The sequence below is a fragment of the Zobellia sp. B3R18 genome, assembly GCF_018860715.1.
In the GTDB taxonomy this organism is placed as follows: domain Bacteria; phylum Bacteroidota; class Bacteroidia; order Flavobacteriales; family Flavobacteriaceae; genus Zobellia; species Zobellia russellii.
Window position 1 is genome coordinate 465,668 of sequence record NZ_JAHKQG010000014.1, and the last position, 18,579, is coordinate 484,246.

General features: G+C 38.8%; 19 protein-coding genes. 10 read left to right on the forward strand and 9 right to left on the reverse strand.

Annotated elements, in window-relative coordinates; translation table 11 throughout:
* Positions 1 to 55 precede the first annotated feature (55 nt).
* Positions 56 to 253 carry a hypothetical protein gene (locus tag KO513_RS18675; RefSeq protein WP_215438895.1) on the reverse strand — a complete coding sequence of 66 codons (198 nt, stop codon included), beginning with the start codon at positions 251 to 253 and terminating at the stop codon, positions 56 to 58.
* Between the two features lie 153 nt (positions 254 to 406).
* On the opposite strand from KO513_RS18675, the gene KO513_RS18680 reads away from it, so the two are divergent.
* On the forward strand, positions 407 to 1,675 hold the full coding sequence (locus tag KO513_RS18680; protein WP_215914696.1) for a D-alanyl-D-alanine carboxypeptidase/D-alanyl-D-alanine-endopeptidase: 1,269 nt from the start codon (positions 407 to 409) through the stop codon (positions 1,673 to 1,675).
* Between the two features lie 15 nt (positions 1,676 to 1,690).
* Here the strand turns inward: KO513_RS18680 and nudK are convergent, their stop codons facing one another.
* The 5 genes from nudK to KO513_RS18705 form a co-directional block, all read right to left on the reverse strand.
* Positions 1,691 to 2,275 carry a GDP-mannose pyrophosphatase NudK gene (gene nudK, locus KO513_RS18685; RefSeq protein WP_215438892.1) on the reverse strand — a complete coding sequence of 195 codons (585 nt, stop codon included), beginning with the start codon at positions 2,273 to 2,275 and terminating at the stop codon, positions 1,691 to 1,693.
* Positions 2,276 to 2,330: 55 nt separating this feature from the next.
* Positions 2,331 to 2,750 (reverse strand): response regulator, encoded by a 420-nt coding sequence (locus KO513_RS18690; protein WP_215914697.1) that lies wholly within the window; start codon positions 2,748 to 2,750, stop codon positions 2,331 to 2,333.
* A 96-nt stretch (positions 2,751 to 2,846) separates the two neighbouring features.
* Complete coding sequence (locus KO513_RS18695) at positions 2,847 to 3,503, reverse strand: DUF2461 domain-containing protein (RefSeq protein ID WP_215914852.1); 657 nt, start codon at positions 3,501 to 3,503, stop codon at positions 2,847 to 2,849.
* Positions 3,504 to 3,561: 58 nt separating this feature from the next.
* Entirely contained in the window at positions 3,562 to 4,359 is a 798-nt protein-coding gene (locus KO513_RS18700; RefSeq protein ID WP_215914698.1) for a TIGR00266 family protein, read from the reverse strand.
* Between the two features lie 72 nt (positions 4,360 to 4,431).
* The gene (locus tag KO513_RS18705) at positions 4,432 to 4,887 is read right to left on the reverse strand and encodes a DUF4442 domain-containing protein (RefSeq protein ID WP_215438887.1); all 456 of its coding nucleotides are present in this window, start codon (positions 4,885 to 4,887) and stop codon (positions 4,432 to 4,434) included.
* A gap of 133 nt (positions 4,888 to 5,020) precedes the next feature.
* Here KO513_RS18705 and KO513_RS18710 point away from each other — a divergent pair, with 133 nt between their 5' ends.
* The 7 genes from KO513_RS18710 (at position 5,021) to KO513_RS18740 (ending at position 11,484) form a co-directional block, all read left to right on the forward strand.
* Positions 5,021 to 5,500, forward strand: coding sequence for a DUF4870 domain-containing protein (locus KO513_RS18710; RefSeq protein ID WP_215438886.1), 480 nt, complete (start codon positions 5,021 to 5,023; stop codon positions 5,498 to 5,500).
* Positions 5,500 to 5,952, forward strand: a complete 453-nt coding sequence (locus KO513_RS18715; RefSeq protein ID WP_215438885.1) for a nuclear transport factor 2 family protein — start codon at positions 5,500 to 5,502, stop codon at positions 5,950 to 5,952. Before KO513_RS18710 ends, KO513_RS18715 begins: the two co-directional genes overlap by 1 nt.
* Positions 5,953 to 6,165: 213 nt before the next feature.
* On the forward strand, positions 6,166 to 6,495 hold the full coding sequence (locus KO513_RS18720; protein ID WP_215439474.1) for a PadR family transcriptional regulator: 330 nt from the start codon (positions 6,166 to 6,168) through the stop codon (positions 6,493 to 6,495).
* Between the two features lie 62 nt (positions 6,496 to 6,557).
* A complete protein-coding gene (locus KO513_RS18725; RefSeq protein WP_215914699.1) occupies positions 6,558 to 8,417 on the forward strand; it encodes a PspC domain-containing protein in 1,860 nt (619 codons plus the stop codon).
* Between the two features lie 119 nt (positions 8,418 to 8,536).
* Positions 8,537 to 9,268 carry a head GIN domain-containing protein gene (locus KO513_RS18730; RefSeq protein ID WP_215914700.1) on the forward strand — a complete coding sequence of 244 codons (732 nt, stop codon included), beginning with the start codon at positions 8,537 to 8,539 and terminating at the stop codon, positions 9,266 to 9,268.
* Between the two features lie 162 nt (positions 9,269 to 9,430).
* Positions 9,431 to 10,444 carry a dipeptide epimerase gene (locus tag KO513_RS18735; RefSeq protein ID WP_215914701.1) on the forward strand — a complete coding sequence of 338 codons (1,014 nt, stop codon included), beginning with the start codon at positions 9,431 to 9,433 and terminating at the stop codon, positions 10,442 to 10,444.
* Positions 10,441 to 11,484 carry an aminotransferase class I/II-fold pyridoxal phosphate-dependent enzyme gene (locus KO513_RS18740; protein ID WP_215914702.1) on the forward strand — a complete coding sequence of 348 codons (1,044 nt, stop codon included), beginning with the start codon at positions 10,441 to 10,443 and terminating at the stop codon, positions 11,482 to 11,484. The genes KO513_RS18735 and KO513_RS18740 overlap by 4 nt, the downstream gene beginning before the upstream one ends.
* A 17-nt stretch (positions 11,485 to 11,501) precedes the next feature.
* Here KO513_RS18740 and KO513_RS18745 read toward each other — a convergent pair whose 3' ends face one another.
* Positions 11,502 to 13,001 (reverse strand): SusD/RagB family nutrient-binding outer membrane lipoprotein, encoded by a 1,500-nt coding sequence (locus tag KO513_RS18745; RefSeq protein ID WP_215914703.1) that lies wholly within the window; start codon positions 12,999 to 13,001, stop codon positions 11,502 to 11,504.
* Between the two features lie 4 nt (positions 13,002 to 13,005).
* The gene (locus KO513_RS18750; protein WP_215914704.1) at positions 13,006 to 16,101 is read right to left on the reverse strand and encodes a SusC/RagA family TonB-linked outer membrane protein; all 3,096 of its coding nucleotides are present in this window, start codon (positions 16,099 to 16,101) and stop codon (positions 13,006 to 13,008) included.
* A gap of 265 nt (positions 16,102 to 16,366) precedes the next feature.
* On the opposite strand from KO513_RS18750, the gene KO513_RS18755 reads away from it, so the two are divergent.
* Positions 16,367 to 16,813 carry a hypothetical protein gene (locus KO513_RS18755; RefSeq protein WP_215438872.1) on the forward strand — a complete coding sequence of 149 codons (447 nt, stop codon included), beginning with the start codon at positions 16,367 to 16,369 and terminating at the stop codon, positions 16,811 to 16,813.
* Between the two features lie 71 nt (positions 16,814 to 16,884).
* Positions 16,885 to 17,334, forward strand: coding sequence for a hypothetical protein (locus KO513_RS18760; RefSeq protein ID WP_215914705.1), 450 nt, complete (start codon positions 16,885 to 16,887; stop codon positions 17,332 to 17,334).
* 59 nt (positions 17,335 to 17,393) lie between these two features.
* Here KO513_RS18760 and trxB read toward each other — a convergent pair whose 3' ends face one another.
* Complete coding sequence (gene trxB, locus KO513_RS18765) at positions 17,394 to 18,359, reverse strand: thioredoxin-disulfide reductase (protein WP_215438869.1); 966 nt, start codon at positions 18,357 to 18,359, stop codon at positions 17,394 to 17,396.
* Positions 18,360 to 18,579: the final 220 nt, after the last annotated feature.

Consider the following 18,579-nt stretch of genomic DNA (forward strand, 5'->3'; position numbering starts at 1 on the left):
GGATATGATAACATAAGTCCATAAAAAAAAGCCCTCCTAAAGGAGGGCTTTTTTATTATGCTTTTAAATAAATAAGAGTTTGTTTTAGCTCCGGTTTATCGGTTATAAACTGCTGTAACCAGAGTTTAAGTTCATCTACTTCTTCAGGTAGCAGCATTGAGACTGCTTTTTGTAGTTCTTTGATGAACAATTTTGCGTCAAAACTAACTTTTTTCAATACTGTTTTAGAGTATTCAAGCATAGCTCTAGCCATATTTCAAAATGTTTAAGTTATTAGTTGTTTAAGAGATATTCTCTCTCCATAAAGTTAAACATTAATGCATTTACTATATTGCATATGCGTTGTTAAATGTTAGCCAAATTCTTGTTAAATAGCCGTAACGCGGGCGTTAAGACACCATTAAAAATGAAAAACAGCCTATTGATTTTTGCTCTGCTTATATTTGCAACTAGCTGTACCTCATACAAAAAGACCATAAAAAAATCTACGGACGGTATAGTTCTTTCCAATTTTTACAAAAATCAGTATGTAGGGCTACTAGTTTTGGACCCGGAAACGAACGACACTTTGTATGCCCACCAAAGTGAGAAATACTTTACGCCGGCCAGCAACACTAAAATCTTTACACTTTTTGCGGCTTTACAATTATTACCGGAGAAAGTTCCCGCCTTACGGTATAGTGTTAAAAACAATACGCTATATGTAGAAGGAACCGGAGACCCTTCATTTCTTCACCCGCATTTTCAAGATAGTACCGCATACCATTTTCTAAAGAAGTACAAATCCATAGTTTTTAACCTGAATAACTATGTGGATGAAAAATTAGGCCAAGGTTGGGCGTGGGATGATTATCAATATTACTACCAACCGGAGATGACCTCATTTCCCCTCTACGGAAACGTTACAAGTATATCTAACACAAACGGTCTAAACGTAAAACCCGGTTTATTTAAAGATAGTGTTGTTCGTACATGGTATACGAAAAATAGGGAATTAGAGCGTAATACCTTCTACTTTTCGCCTTCTCGCAAGGACACTATTGAAATTCCTTTTAGAACCGATACCGTTTTGAGCAAACAACTCTTAGCATCTGCTTTAAACCAAAAAATAAGCCTATCCAATAAACCCATAGCTGGCAAAAAGGAAATACTTTACGGGCAAGCATCCGATTCTTTATACGTACGAATGATGCACGAAAGCGATAATTTTATTGCAGAACAACTACTTATAGTGTCTTCCTCTACCCTATCAGATACTTTAAGCGGCAAAAAAACGCGGGAGCATATACTTAAAAATGAACTTGCAGACCTTAAGCAACTACCAAGGTGGGTAGATGGTTCTGGACTTTCTAGGTACAATTTATTTACGCCAGAATCTATGGTCATGGTTCTTAACAAAATGTACCGTACCGTACCACAACAACGATTATTCTCTATTTTTCCGCAGAACGGTGTTTCAGGAACATTAAAAGGGTGGGATTACAATGCCGGGTACCCCAAGCTATATGCCAAATCTGGTAGTTTAAGCAACAACTACTGCTTAAGCGGTTACCTCATTACTAAAACCGGAAAAACCTTGATTTTTAGTTTTATGAACAATCACTATAAAAATCCAACCTCCGAAGTAAAAAGAAGAATGCAATTGGTACTCAAACAAATTGCGGATACTTACTAAAGCTTTAAAAGGTGATTATTCCAACAGCTTATGCACCGCTGCATACTGTAAAAGAAGTATTGTTTTTGCATCTTTAATCTCCCCTGAAGTTATCATGCCCATGGCAACTTGAAACGGATATTCCAAAACCTCTATATTTTCGGTTTCATCATCCGCTCCTCCTCCTTCGCCAATTTTCATCTTTTCTTCATAGGCACCCACGAAAAAATGGAGTACCTCCGTAACCGAACCTGGAGACATATAAGATTCAAAAACTTTATGAACGTTTTCTATTTGGTAGCCGGTTTCCTCTTCTACCTCTTTACGGATACAATCTTCCGGGTTATCACCATCTAAGAGACCGGCACAGACCTCGATCATCATGCCGTTAGTATTGCCGTTTACATAGGTAGGCATACGAAATTGTCGCGTTAGAACAACTGTTCCTTTTTTCTTATTATACAGTAGAATTGCGGCCCCGTTACCGCGGTCATAGGCTTCCCTTTCTTGAGTTTCCCAAGAACCGTCTTCCTTTTGATATTCGTACACATATTTATTAAGAGTATACCAATTGTCCGATAATACTTCTTTCTTAATATTCTTGATTTTACCGTTCTTCACGTTGAAATTGTATGAGATTATACAAGAGAGATTAGTTCAAAAAAAAAGAGAAACCTTACCGGGCTTCTTCTTTTTCTCCAAATATACGGCCTAAAGCTCTTTTTGAGATAGGCTTATCAAAATATCCTTTTACTTCGGGGTGGTGAGAGGCCCGTTGCCTTTCTTTGGTACTTAAAAATGCCGAAAGTATATAAACGTCAGTAGTTTTTACATGCTCTGGCATTTCTTCAAGTTTTTGCAAAAATTCCCAACCATCCATTTTGGGCATTACCAAATCCAGTAAGATTATATCCGGGAGATTAGTGGAACCTTCAAGACTATCGGACAATACTTTAAGAGCAACTTCGGCGCTGTCAAAATCCACAACTATGTAAGGCTTCCCCAGTTGTTCTATGCCATACCTAGCCGCAAACAACGATACAAGATCGTCATCTATAATCCATATTGTTAACGGGGTAACTTCTTCAAATTCCATAATCGCTCAAAATATAGTCAGAAAAATCTTTCAAAACTAGAAAAATAATTCAAAAATGAAATAAAAATAGGTAAATCATTTATTTTTCTTTCATTTTTAAATCACAGTCACGGCTTTATTAAGATATCGCCTAAAGGGCAGCATTTCTTTGTATAAATTAACAACTTTATCCTCAAAACCGGACATAAATACCTCATTTGTAGAAAATTCATGTGCTACGGCAAATGTTTTATTCCTTAAAAGCTCGATATGCTCATGGGAATTGGAGAATCCTTTTGGGGCCTTTATGAGTTTTGCGTCTTCATAAAGGCCGCCAAACGCCTTTTGAAATGATTTTTTCTCCAGGATATCCTTTAATAAATCTCCATCATAGTCAATACCTTCGCGGATACTCTTGAGCGTTCCTGAATCAGGCCGCCAAAAACCACCGGCCAAGATGCATCTTTCTATTCCTATTTCAATATAAAAATCGGCCGTAAAGGGTCTTTTGTCCAAGCCAGCTCCAAAGTGATCTTTGTATACCGGCTTGTTGGGATGAAACATAAGGTTATTGTTAATCCGGTTAATGCCCTTTTTACCCGGTGTATCATAATACTCTTGGTCTATTTCTGCCAAGATAAGATTCATATGGTCCAACCATTTTACAAAATCGTACCGCACTTCCTTATACCACTTACGGTTGGCATCCATCCACTCTTTGGAATTGTACCGTTGAAGTGCCTTTAAAAATTCGACTAGGCTTTTAAAATCCATTAAATTATCGCCATAAGAGGCGTTTACCATTTAAGTTATTTATATACGGTAAGAACGCCTAAAAACGATTATCCCCTCCTACTATATCTCCAAGCGTACCCAATATACTTCCTTCACCTTTATCCTTACCTCCTCTTGGCACCGATGCTAAAACACGGCCGGCAAGCCTACTGAACGGCAAAGATTGAACATAAACGGTTCCCGGACCTCTTAACGTGGCAAAGAAAAGACCCTCACCACCAAAAACCGTATTTTTTATTCCGCCTACAAATTCAATATCATAATCTACGGTTTGTGAAAATCCAACAATACAGCCGGTATCTACCTTAAGGACCTCACCTGCGGCAAGCTCCTTTTTGGCCATAGTACCACCTGCATGTACAAAAGCCATGCCGTCTCCCTCTAATTTTTGCATGATAAACCCTTCACCACCAAATAGGCCACGACCTAGCTTTCTTGAAAATTCAATGCCAACGGATACGCCTTGAGCAGCGCAGAGAAAAGCATCTTTTTGACAAATGAACTTACCTTGCTTTTCAGATAGGTCTATGGGAAGTATTTTTCCTGGATAGGGCGATGCAAAGCTTACCTTTTTCTTGCCTCGTCCTATATTTAAAAAAGCGGTCATAAAAAGACTCTCTCCCGTAAGGATACGTTTACCTGCAGAAAAAATCTTGCCTAAAACACCCGTTTCTTGGTTGGAGCCATCTCCAAAAATGGTATCCATCTTAATATCGGAATCCATCATCATAAAACTACCGGCCTCGGCCACTACGGCTTCCTGCGGATCTAGTTCTATTTCTACATATTGCATTTCTTCACCATAAATCTGGTAGTCTATTTCGTGTGCGTTCATTTCTTTTCGTTTTTTATTGATGTATGTTAGTTGGCCATGAAGCGGAAAATGTTACAGATAGAGTGAAAATTTTTATTGTTTTACCCGCACAGTCCACTCAAAATTAAAGGTAGATACTACTATTCCATCTTCATTAACACCAACGGACTTCATCCAAAACGCCTGTCCCTCTCCAGTAGCAATAGTTTTGTCTATGGCTTCTTTTATGAGGTGGCCATCCTCACAAGTAAAGGTTATTTTTCCGGTTGCCTTTTTAGAAAAATTGGCATTATTATTAGCTACGAGCATAGAAATTTTCTTCCCACTTTCTCTAATCTGGGTTATGACCATGGCTCCCGTACTTAGTTCTGCAGCCATACCCTGCACTGCCCAAAACATGCTTTTAAACGGATTTTGATTAAACCATTTATGGGTAACGGTTACAACAGCCTTCTTCTCATCCATATAACGCAACCTAACCCCACTCCACCATGCAGATGGTAATTTAAAAAATGTAAATGTGTTGAACTTGCCCGTAGATACTGCCATTGTCTTATATATTTTTCCTAAATGTAGATATTTTTTTCCTGTTTACAATTGTTAATATAATGTTAATATTTAGTACTTTGTTTTGCATAGTACCTTCTTTTAGATATATATTTGCATAAGAAATTACTAAGCGATGGAAAGTACAATAACAAAACATGAACGAAATTTAGCGGCAATCGTGCACGCTTCTTCTTTTTCAAAATTCTTTATTCCTTTCGGTAACTTTATAATTCCGTTAGTGTTATGGACCGCCAATAAAAAGGATTATGCGTTTGTGGACTACAACGGCAAACAGGTGTTAAATTTTCAGATTAGCCTTTTGCTCTACTCTATTGTCCTTGGTGCAATCAGCATTCCTATGTTTCTAGGTTTTTTTCCTGAATTGTTAAACAGTAGCTTTTTGGGGCTTGACCATTTAAACGATTACAACAATCTTAATCTTGATTTGAGTCAAGGTCTTAATTTTGGTTCTTGGCTATTTCCATTAGGTATAGCAGGTTTGGCCCACGGTGCCCTTTTTGTAGTGAACGTAGTATACACCATACTTGCCGTTATCCGTACTAATGAGGGCCAAGAATTTTCATATCCGCTAACTATAAAGTTTTTAAAATAATGAGATTGTACACATTCATAACCGCACTTGTTTTTGCTTTTAGCTTCTGGGGAATGACGGCACAATCTCCTTCCGAAGAGGAATTAAGGGAAACAATTATCCGGTTAGATACCGAATATTTTGAGGCATACAATACCTGTAATATGGACAAACAAGCCGCGATGTATGCCGAAGATTTGGAGTTCTATCATGACAAAGGCGGATTATCCACATCAAAACAAGATTTGCTGGAAAGCTTAAAGAAGAACATCTGCGGAAAAGTAACACGCGAATTGGTTGAAGGAAGTATAGAGGTGTACCCCATAAGCGGGTTTGGCGCCGTAGAAATAGGAATGCACAAATTTCACAACAACCAGGAACCGGATGCTATTTCCAAGCCTGGTAAATTTATAATGATATGGAAAAACACAGATTCTAATTGGAAAATCACGAGGGTCATAAGCCTTCATTAATAGAAAAAGGGTACTCATCATACCCAATCAAAAAGGAGTTTATTCATCAATCAATTTATTCTAAATCCGCAACGGGTCCCACTAATCACGGGGCATTAACCAAAACGGATGTGGAATAGCAAAAAAACGAACAATCAAACTATGCAGCGTACCATTTATGAACAATCACGTTCCCCCAATTTAAAGGAACTGCATAAAAAGCAAAAAGAAATTATGAATGTAGAAAATACAAAAGCACAAATGCGCAAGGGCGTTTTGGAGTACTGTATTCTGTCTATCCTTAACGGAAAGGACAAATACGCCTCTGAAATTCTTGAAACGCTAAAAGATGCAAAAATGCTTGTGGTAGAGGGCACTATTTACCCTTTGCTTACCCGTCTTAAAAATGCGGGACTACTCAGCTACCGCTGGGAAGAATCAACTTCTGGTCCCCCAAGAAAATATTATGCACTTACAGAAACCGGTAAACTTTTTCTAAAGGAACTGGACAGTACGTGGGACGAGCTAAGAACAGCAACAAATTTGGTAACCAATAATAAATAAACCTAAAAAACTACTCTGCAGCTTCATACTTACTATGCACTTACAGAGAAAAAACGACTAAAATGAACAAAACTATAAACATTAATCTAGCCAATATGCTCTTCCATATGGATGAAGACGCATATAACAAAATGCAGCGCTACTTAGAGTCCGTTAAACGGTCTTTTGCAAATACTCCCGGCAGTGATGAGATACTGGCAGATATTGAAGCCCGTATAGCGGAACTATTTCATGAAAAGCTTGAGAACGAGCGCCAGGTCATTACCCAAAAACAGGTAGACGAGGTTATCGCCATCATGGGGCAACCAGAAGACTATATGGTTGACGAAGATATTTTTGAAGACGAACCCAATACAAGAAGTAGTTATTCGGAACCAAGAAAATCCAAGAAACTGTACCGAGATACAGAGCACAAATATGTAGCGGGCGTATCTTCCGGTCTGGCACATTACTTTAATATAGACCCACTTTGGGTGCGTTTAATATGGGTACTGTTAACCATTGGCTCTTCGGGTGGGTTTATTTTAATCTACGGCCTACTCTGGTTATTGATTCCCGAAGCAGTTACTACATCCCAAAAATTGGATATGCGGGGGGAGGACATCAACATCAGCAATATAGAACGCAAGGTCAAGGAAGGCTTTGATGATGTTGCCCAAAAAATTAAGAGCGTTGATTATGAAGGTGTAGGTAACAAAGTAAAAAGTGGCGGTCAGTCGTTTTTTGACACTTTAGGAGATATCATAATGTTTTTCTTCAAAATCTTTGGAAAGTTTATCGGTATTCTCCTGATTCTTATTGGTGCGGCTACTATTATTGGGCTGTTTATAGGAATGATAACAGTAGGTATTGCAGATATGGTTCATGTACCAGGAATAAACATGTACCATATTGTGGATGCCAGTGATATGTCTATCTGGTTGATTTCACTACTTGGCTTTTTTGCTATAGGTATTCCGTTTTTCTTTCTTCTTTATTTAGGATTGAAAATCTTGGTCAACAACCTTAAATCTATTGGAAGTATTGCTAAATTCTCATTATTAGGCCTTTGGCTGATTTCCATAATACTATTGATTGTTTTTGGAATAAAACAAGCTTCTGCACGCGCATTTTCTGAATCTACTGTAACTATAGAGAATATTCATTTTCCAACCACGGTAGATACCTTAGAAATCAACTTAGAATCCTACAACCGAAAATTCCGAAACAAGCGTAAAGTTGAAATGGGTAACGGAGTTACTATTAGCAGAAACGAATCTGGTGAAGAAGTAATGGTGTTAGATGATGTTAGCTTCTATTTGGAAAAATCAAAAGACACCATCACTAGAATAGAGATTATAAAAGAATCCGATGGTTCTTCTTTTGAGGTGGCAGAAAAATATGCCGAAGCTATCAACTATAGTTACAAGGTTGAAAACAGCACACTTTACCTTCAAGACTTTTTAACAACTGCCAGAGAGAATAAAATGATGAACCAAGAGGTTCGCATCAACCTTTACATTCCAGAAGGCACTGTTCTTAACTATGTAAATGATAGCGATTATAGATGCTGGCGCTTCCATATTCAAAACGATAGAAACTTGGATGCCTGCGATATAAGCGATTATACATGGAAAATGGGTTCTGATGGAGAATTAAAATGTCTAGAATGCCCGGAGTTTGTTGATGAGGACGATGATGATGATTTTGATGATGACAATAACGGAAGAAACAAAATCAGAATTAACGAAGGCGGTATTGACATAGACATTCAAGAAGATGGTGAATCATTTAAAATGAAAATAGGTGAAGACGGAGTACAAATAAAATCCAACGAAAATGGCTCTGATGGTAAAAACCGAATCAATATAGATGAAAACGGTATTGACATAGATATAGACGACAACCGTTCTGAACCTGAAGACACCAATTATAAAACATAATTATCAAGGCGATCTATCCAGTGTAATCAATTCAGTATCAAAATATGACGTTTGAGTCTGAAAATCTGGTCAGAACGCAACCAATAGTTCAATTTTACATCAATCTAAAAACAACAATCATGACAACATTAATTCGTATTGCAATAGCATTCTTAGTTGCGCTATTTCTATCATCCTGTGGGTTTGACATAAACATAGGAGATTTTGGAACAGGAGAAAAAGGAAACGGAACCGTAGTAACGGATAACCGAGAAGTAACGGGCGAGTTTACCAAAGTATCATCCTCTGAAGGGCTAATGGTGTACGTAACCCAAGCCGATGAATTTGATATTAAGGTAGAAGCGGATGAGAATATTATAGACCTCATTGCTACGGATATAAAAAATGGAAAATTGCGTATTCATGCCAGAGAGAACATTGGCAAAGCAACCAAAACTGTATATGTTTCGCTTCCCGTAATAACTAGTTTAAATGCTTCTAGCGGTTCTCAACTTCGTATTGAAAACACAATTGAAAGTGATGATCTAGAAATTGATGGCAGCAGTGGCGCTCAAATTAGCGTAGAACTTGTAGCAAATACCATTGAAATAGATGCCAGTAGTGGAGCCAATTTAAACATCTCCGGCCAAGCTAATCGTGCAGATGTAGATGTAAGTAGCGGTGGTAATATTAACGCAAAAACACTTTCTACTAAAACCTGTACCGCAGATGCCAGCAGTGGCGGTAACATGAAAATTCTAGTTTCAGAAACCCTAGTAGCCGATGCCAGCAGCGGTGGCAATGTTGCTTACTCCGGTAATGCCAGTGTAAAAACAAAAAAATCGGTTTCGGGCAGCGTACATAAATATTAAAATCAAAAAACGATCGACCATGAATGCAAGCTGTCAAATTTTTGGCAGCTTGTTTTTGGTTTAAAGGGTCTTTAATGTTAATCTTTTCTTCTTTCCGAAAAAAAGCGCGCAGAAAACTACAAACCCTATTTGTCTTTTTATATTAGTAGAAAGAATTGAACCATGCAGTTAGATTTAAAAAAATACGTCCTAGCCTTAAAACACACCTTTAGTATTTCTCGTGAATCACACGATTTTCAAGATACCCTTATCGTTGCACTTTCATTGAACGGCGAAACCGGTTACGGTGAAACTACCTCTAATCCGTACTATAAGATTACGGTTGAAAGTATGATGGCGGAAATTGAAGAAATCAGAACAGAAATAGAGGCGTTCAACATAGACCATCCGGAAAATTTCCACGCTTTCCTAACCACAAAAAACCTTTCTAATTTTGCTATTTGCGCATTAGACCTGGCCGCATGGGACCTATATGGAAAACTCAATAAGAAACCGTTGTATAGTATTTGGAATACCGGTAACGCCTCGTACCCCATAACCAACTATACCATTGGTATAGCTCCGGTCGAAAAAATGTTGGAGAAAATGAAAGAAATGCCATGGCCTATCTATAAAATAAAATTGGGGACGGAAGATGATGTTGCCATTGTAAGGGAACTGCGCAAGCATACCGATGCTATTTTTAGAATAGATGCCAACTGTGCATGGTCTGCTAATGAAACTATTGCCAATGCCCCACTTTTAAAAGAATTGGGTGTTGAATTTCTTGAACAACCTTTAAAGGCGGATGATTGGGAAGGAATGGAAAAAGTTATGCATCATAGCGTACTACCCGTTATTGCCGATGAAAGTTGTATTGTAGAGTCAGATGTAAAAAAATGCGCGCTGTATTACAGTGGAATAAATATAAAATTGACCAAATGTGGAGGCATAACCCCTGCTCTAAGTATGATCGCCCAAGCAAAAGATATGGGTATAAAAGTTATGATCGGTTGCATGACGGAATCTACCGTAGGAATTTCAGCTATAGCGCAATTGGTTCCCCAACTGGATTATGTAGATATGGACGGCCCACTACTTTTAAAGAACGATATAGCAGATGGCGTTAAAATTTTACCCAACGGAAAACTTGTTTTTCCTCAGTTGAACGGAACCGGAGTAAGCCTTAGGCCATGAATCATTATATAGATACATTTCCCGGAAGAAAAGTAATCATTAACGAAGTTTCCCATCTCTATTTTGGGGGCACCTCCTACCTTGCACTTCAAACGGACAGTGATTTTCAAAAACTGTTTATCAATAACATTAAAAGATATGGCACCAATTACGGAGCTTCTAGAAAATCCAATATTCGCTTAAGAGTATTTGATGAGGCCGAGCGTTATCTGGCCAATTTAGCTGGTAGCGAAGGATGCATAACGGTATCCTCAGGATATTTGGCCGGTCAGTTTTTAGCTCAGGCGCTCAATTCCAAAGAACATCACTTCTTTTATGCACCAAACACCCATTCTGCGCTATACCAAGTAAAACGGAAACCGTTCACCACCTTTGCCGCATTGAATATTGCCGTTCGCGAACATCTAACTTCCAGTAAGACTACCCCGGTTGTATTTTTGGACAGTATTGATTTTTCAGGATGTAACTATCCTGGTTTTGAAGCATTACAAGTACTGCCATTAGAAGAAATTATTTTAGTGGTAGACGACTCCCATGGTTTGGGTGTAGTTGGGGAAAATGGAAGTGGCGTTTTCTCTATTTTATCCAAGTTAAAGATCAAAGAACTTATTGTCTGCGGGTCATTGGGCAAGGGTTTCGGGATTCAAGCAGGTGCCATTTTTGGTACGGATGAGCGCATCAATTCTTTAACCGAGACCTCTTTTTATGGTGGTGCAAGTCCGGCAACACCAGCAGCTATGGCCACTCTTGTAGAGGCGGATGTTATTTATGACCTAAAAAGAAAGCGACTACGACGAAATATGGATCACTTTTTTAGGCATCTGAAAAAGCGAAAAAAATTCCATTTTATGCCGGGTCATCCTGCCTATTCCTTTTCGGACGTACAACTAACCGAATACCTTGAAGCCAATAGAATTATCGTTACCAGCTTTCCGTATCCAGATGAAAGCGCTCCCCTTATGAGCAGGATCGTATTGAGTGCCGCCCATAAAAAAAAGGATATTGAGCACGTATTACATTGCATCAATATCCTTCCTTAAAAAATATTCTTTAGTGGTTAATCCCTATCCCACCAAACAGGCTCACCTATATTCTTGGTTACGGCCTCTACTTGTTCGCCATTTCTAGTTTGCTCAGATGCTGGGTATTGAGCTCTTCTAACCCACTCCCCATTTAATATTTCATTATGTCCCACAGGCAATTCCAAGCCTATAAAAACATTGGGGTCAAAATCATACCTTCTTAAATCAACAAAAGATTCCGGATTTAAAAAAGTAGCAATGAACTTTTCGCGCATAATCAACGCCATGGTTAAATTATCAGCACCAACAGCAACGGACGCATCGCTTAAATAAGCCGCTTTATCGGCTGGCAAGACCCCCAGTTTATCCATATTAGCTTCAACTCCCGCCAAATATGCATTATAGGCTTCTACAGAACTACCAACAGAAGTAGCGTTGCCACCATTCTGAAGGAATAGAGCTTCCGCTTCCATGAATCTGAGTTCCGAATAACTTCCTAATAGTACCGGAGCTGTCTGTGAGGAATAAAAATTATTGGCTCCAAGATCCGTGTTGGCACTTACTCCATCATCGTCTTCCGATGCGGCCAGCTCATGACTTCCTGCAGAACCATTAATAGCTCCTCTATACTCCGTATCATCACCTATAGTAGTAATTAAGGGCAAACGTGGGTCTAGTTCTATAGTTGCAAATGGTATTGAAGTACCATCCATTAAGCTTACCAACTGATCGGACAATAATACTGAAAAATTTCCCGTATTGTTAGGCAAAACAACTCCTGAGTTCCATGGATTAAAATTTCTTTCATTGTATACCAACTGAAAATCATCTTCATTACTTGAAAAGCTAGAAGATACATTGGCCAATACACCCTCAATTGCTTCGGTTTGGTTTACCTCGGATAAATGAAGAGCATACTTAGCTTTTAAGAAATAAGCCGTTTTTATCCATTTAGACAGGTCTCCGCTGTAAATCAAATCCGCTTCACCAATAGTACTGGAACCCGAAGCTTCCAATAAAGTGATTGCTTCATTTAACAAGCTGTTTATTTGAGTGTAAATACTTTCTTGGGAATCATAGGAAGGTTTAAAATCATCTTCACCTTTTAAAGCCGACGAAAAAGGTACGTCTCCCCACTGATCCGTTGCAAGTCCTAAATTGAATGCCTGTAAAACCTTAGCCACACCTAAATAGTGGTTAGCACCGTTTTCTTCAGCTATTGCAACTACTTGACCCAAGTCTGCCAAGGCCTGCAAATAAATATTGCTCCATCCTCCACTGATCTGAACCTCTTCCTGGGTATCTGCCCCAGGCTCAAAATAAGAGGCCAATTGCTGAGAATATTGGCATATGCTTAAGGCTATACTATAATGTGCAGAGGATGAATTGTAAATAGCCGTAGGCAATAAATCTGCTTCCGTAACATTTTCAGGAAGCTCTTTGTTCGGGTCTACATTATCGCCCAAATAATCATCACAACCAATTAAAAAAGAGGTCGCTACCGTAACCGAGAATATATATTTTAAAACTTTCATTTTTCTAGAAATTAAGGTTAAGACCAAATATGAACGACTTTGTATTAGGAATGTTAAGTCCGGTAAAGCCATAAGCATTTGTACCGGCACTAAACTGACTACCTTCTGGGTCATAACCTCTAAAAGGCGTATCTAACCAAAGGTTGGTGCCTGTAAAACTGAAGCCCATTGTTGTAAAAGGGGTATTCTTTATCAATTTACTAGGAAGGTCATAAGACAGGGTAACATTGCGCAAACGCCACCAAGAAGCATCTTGAACCAATATTTCTGAAGCACGATTGTACACAGAAGAACTTCTATAGTAATTTTCATCTATAAGCACAGGAATATTATTTGGGGAACCGTCTGCCAGAACACCGTCCAAAACAATTTCGGCATCACGGAATTCAGTAATGGCCAAAACCCCGTTACGGATACCGTTTCGTTGCCCTGAGTCATAAAGCTCACCTCCTTCTTTTCTTTCCAACAAAAATGATAATGCCAATCCTTTATACTTAACTGTGCTGCTTACACTTCCCAACCAATCTGGAAGCGCATTACCCACTTTAACACGATCAGAAGGGTTATTGGCCACGATGGTAGGAAAACCGTCATCACCAATTAACCGACTACCATTTTCATGTGTTGCATAAACGTATCCAAAAAGGTCACCGGGAGCACCGCCAACTTCTAATTTGGAAACAACCCCGGGAAAACCACTATCGGCAAATATAATTTCGTCTATACCGTTAGGTAATGAAATAACTTCCGCTTCAACCTTAGACCAGTTTAAAGTAACATCCCACTGAAAATTATCGTTCCTTATGGGAACAATATTTACCAATGCTTCCAATCCTTTATTTTCAATTTCACCTGCATTTAGAACAAACGTATCAAAACCAGAAGATTGGGCAACGGGCACGGGTAGAATTTGATCCTTACTATTTTGTTTGTAGTAAGTAAAGTCTATTCCAAATCGATTATTGAAAAACTTAAACTCTCCACCAACTTCAATAGAAGCCGTGCGTTCCGGTTTTAGGGTACTTGAACCTCCGGAGCTATCTCGTGAAAGTCCATCTACAGTGCCAAACGGAAAGTTAGAGGGTTGATCATAATAAACTCCTACATAAGCTGGGGCATCCTTACCAACTTCAGCATAAGAGGCCCTAAATTTAGCATAGGTTAAAAAGTCCGGTAAGCTTCCTGCATCTTGAAGAGTTTGAGATAGAACGTAACTTAAATTGAAAGATGGATAAAAGAAACTTCTATTCTCCTTTGGTAGTGTAGACGACCAGTCGTTTCTACCCGTTACGTTCAAAAACAAAGTATTCTTATACTCCAGCCTTGCATCTCCGAACACACCAACAATCTTACGTTCGGCACCACCAATATCCTCAAAGAAGTTATTTGCCTGGCCAAAGGCTGTTAAATTGTTTGGGTCAAGACCTTCGGCACGTAACGTAAGCCTTCTTGTTTTTGTATCCGATATTTGGTTTCCTACGAGGATAGACCCAGAAAAATCTTCGTTAAAATCCTTTGATAGTGTAACGAACAAATTAGATGTTAGCTCATTGTAATTTAAAGCTTCGTCAACAATAAAACCTTGGGTTGCAGAACCGGGGTCAATATCCGGCGGAACAAAACGAAGCCTTGAATCATGATAATTGTCTACACCCAATTGATATTGCACGGAAGCCCAATCATTAAATTTATAATTGAACTTTGTATTGGCTAAAATTCTGTTTACCCTACTGTCCAGATAGCTTACTTCAGCAAAATAACGAGGATTGTCTACCACACCTGCCGTATAATTTTTTTCGTCTCCGTTAGGCAAGATATAATCATTTACATCTATTGTAGGGGACCAATAGGACAGAGAACTCATTATAGACTTATCTCCACCATTTGGTAATCTCCCATCTGAAATAATGTATGAAAAAGAGGGTTCCACCGTAAACTTATCGGTTACATTAAAAGTACCTGAAAGCTTAAGGGAGGTTCTATCAAAATAGGTGTTGGGTACCAAGCCCTCATCATCAGACCGCGATATGGAACCAAAATAAGTATAACTCTCACCACCACCACTTATATTTAAAGAACTACTAGTAGTAAAAGCCCTATTGAAAAAATTCTTGAAATTATCGTAATTCTTGTCGTTTGGGCCATACTCAGGACCTAGTGTCCAAAAACCAAAACTGTTGTCACCTGCAAAATCATATCCGTCCGGGGCGTTGTTATTGGATGTAGAAATAATCTCACCACCTCTTCCTTCGCGCCATTTGGTTTGAACATCAGGCGTTTTATTTACTTCCTGCCAACCAATACTTGTTCTCAGGTTAAATTTGGCTTCTCCATTCTTTCCCTTCTTGGTAGTAATTACCACTACCCCGTTAGCTGCCCTTACACCATATAAAGCTGTAGCAGCAGGACCCTTTAATATGGAAACACTTTCTATATCATTAGGGTTTATATCCGCCCCTCTGTTCGTAAAAGAAAACTGCTCTGAGGAAGAGGGTGCATTAGACCCTGTGCTTGGCAAAAGATTACCCGTTGTAGCTTCATTACTTATAGGTATACCATCTACAACAAATAATGGCTGATTGTTTGCTGAAGGGTTCAAAGAAGTAATACCCCTTATTATAATGCTAGAACCAGCTCCGGCAGCACCGCTACTAGAGTTGATATTGACCCCGGCAACTTTACCTTGTATTCCACTTAAAACATCTCCGTTGTTATCCCTATTTAGCTCATCGGAACCTATTTCCTGAATTGCATAACCAACAGAGCGTTTTTCCTTTTTAATACCCAAGGCCGTAACCACAACCTCATTAAGTTGTTGGGCGTCTTCTTCTAAGACCACATTAATGGTTTGGTCCGCGCCAATAGTGACAGTCTTACTTTTCATACCTATATAGGAAAAGTTGAGTACATCACCCTCCGAAGCTGATATGGTATAATTACCATCAAAATCCGTTGTGGCACCTTTGTTAGTTCTTACAACCACAATAGAAACACCCGGCAAGGGCACCTCTTTTGTGTCAGTAACATTTCCTGAAATTGTTTGGCCAAACGATGTATATGAACAAAGCAAGGCAAACATTACGAGTGTAATATTCTTCATGTGTTTTGGAGTTAGTTTATCTATTAAATTTAGGGATTTTTTGCCCAAAACATCAGGCTAAAGAGCAGAAATGACACATCTATAATATACAATCGTCAATTTATCAATATGCTATTTTATTCAATTTAGATTTACAAATACCCATAATTGAAGATTTTACCTACACTAAGAATACCCTATTTTTTTGTTACAAAAAATACGATTTTCACAAAATTTGTTGTAACTTATTGGTACAAAACCGCTTATCCATTTAAACTACACTATTATGAAAAAACTATTAGGATTGGCCTTATTGATGCTTCTACTCATCTCCGCAACAGGAACTACTACTGTTAAAACTGAACTTCACCCTTCAATTGAAGGCACATGGGAACTGGTTAGCCGCTACAACTATGATGGTGAGAATGTTACAGATACACTAACCCCGGAAAAGGGGTTCAGCCAAATTAAAATGTACTATAACGGTAAAGTCATGTGGACACGCTACACGCCAAACAAAACGGTAGAATGGTTTGGTTACGGCTCATACGAAGCCACGGAAAACACACTTACAGAAAAACTAGAGTATATGTCTGCCTCCATGCGCAAAATTGCCAACCCAGATATGCAATGGAGTATGGAGCTACAATTGGAAAACAACGCATTTACCCAAATCTCATTAGATGAAGATGGTGGGCGAATTGCTTCTGAAAATTATAGACGCATTGATTAATTAAGAACCATAAAGCTAATGCCTCTTAGTTGGTTTTATCAAAACGTAAATAACATTAAAAACGCTTAACCATGAAAAAATTAATTACTATAATCTGTATTTCTTTTTTACTTGTTTCCGCTACTAACCTGGAACCACCATCCACTTCCTACCACCCTTCTATTGAGGGGACTTGGGAACTTGTTAGCCACTACAACTACAATGATGGCGTACACCCTTCCGATACACTCCTTGCGGTTGATGGGTACCGGCAAATTAAAATGTATTATAACGGTAAGGTCATGTGGACCCGCTACGTACCCAACGATTCCGTAGAGTGGTTCGGGTATGGTTCTTATGAAACTACGGACAGTACCTTAACGGAAAAGTTAGAATACATGTCTGCCTCCATGAGAAAAATTGCCAATTCCGATATGAAATGGCACATGGAATTACATTTGGAAAAAGATAGGTACAGTCAAATTTTTAGGGATGAAGAAGGAAACAGGATAAACTCTGAAAATTATAAACGTTTGGATTAACAACTACCCATAAAAAAAGCTGCGTAAAGCAGCTTTTTCTATTTTATATCCCGTAATCGTTAGATTGCTTCCTGCGGCGTTTCTACCGTAGCCAAATAGCGCTCTGCATCCAACGCAGCCATACAACCTGTACCTGCTGCCGTCACAGCCTGTCGGTACTCCTTATCCTGAGCATCTCCACTGGCAAAAACACCAGGTTTGTTAGTTTTGGTAGATTTTCCCTTGGTTATGATATACCCGGTTTCGTCCATATCCAATTGACCTTTAAATATATCCGTATTCGGTTTATGGCCAATAGCTATAAAAAGTCCTGTGATAGCAATATCCTCTTTTGCCCCTGTCTGGTTGTTCACCATACGTAGGCCTTCTACAACTTGTTCACCTAGAACCTCATCAACCTCTGTGTTATATCTAATTTCAATATTTTTGATACTTTCAACACGGTGTTGCATTGCTTTTGAAGCACGCATATGGTCCTTACGCACCAACATAGTAACCTTGTTACAAATATTAGCTAAATATGAAGCTTCTTCCGCTGCAGTATCTCCCGCACCTACAATAGCCACATCTTGACCTTTGTAAAAGAATCCGTCACAAACCGCACATGCCGAAACACCACCTCCACGTAAACGCTGTTCACTAGGGATATTAAGGTATTTTGCAGAAGCTCCCGTAGAGATAATTATAGTCTCTGCTTCTATAGTCTTAGAATCGTCAATAGTAACTTTGTGTATACCTCCAACGGTATCACTCAACTCAACAGCGGTAGCCATGCCAATACGTACCTCAGTACCAAAGCGTTCTGCTTGCTGTTGTAATTGTACCATCATGCTTGGTCCGTCTATACCTTCAGGGTAGCCTGGAAAATTATCGACCTCAGTTGTAGTGGTCAATTGTCCTCCTGGCTCCATTCCAGTATAAACAACCGGTTTTAAATCTGCTCGGGCCGCATAAATAGCCGCAGTATAACCTGCAGGTCCCGATCCTATAATCAACGTTTTAAGCCTTTCTATTTTCTCAGACATAATCAAATACTCATTTTAAAATAGTTAAAAAACAAAAATAGCCTTTTTGCAAAAAGACCCTTCTAAAAGTTATTAAAAGTTTTAGGGATTGGTCGTATTTGTTCTGCTTACTTACAATGCCGCAGACCTTCAATAAACACTAAGGTTTTAAACTTTCCTTATTTAAAAATGAAAGATGAATTAACAAAAAGTTCTTGAAAAACCAAACCCTTCATATGCG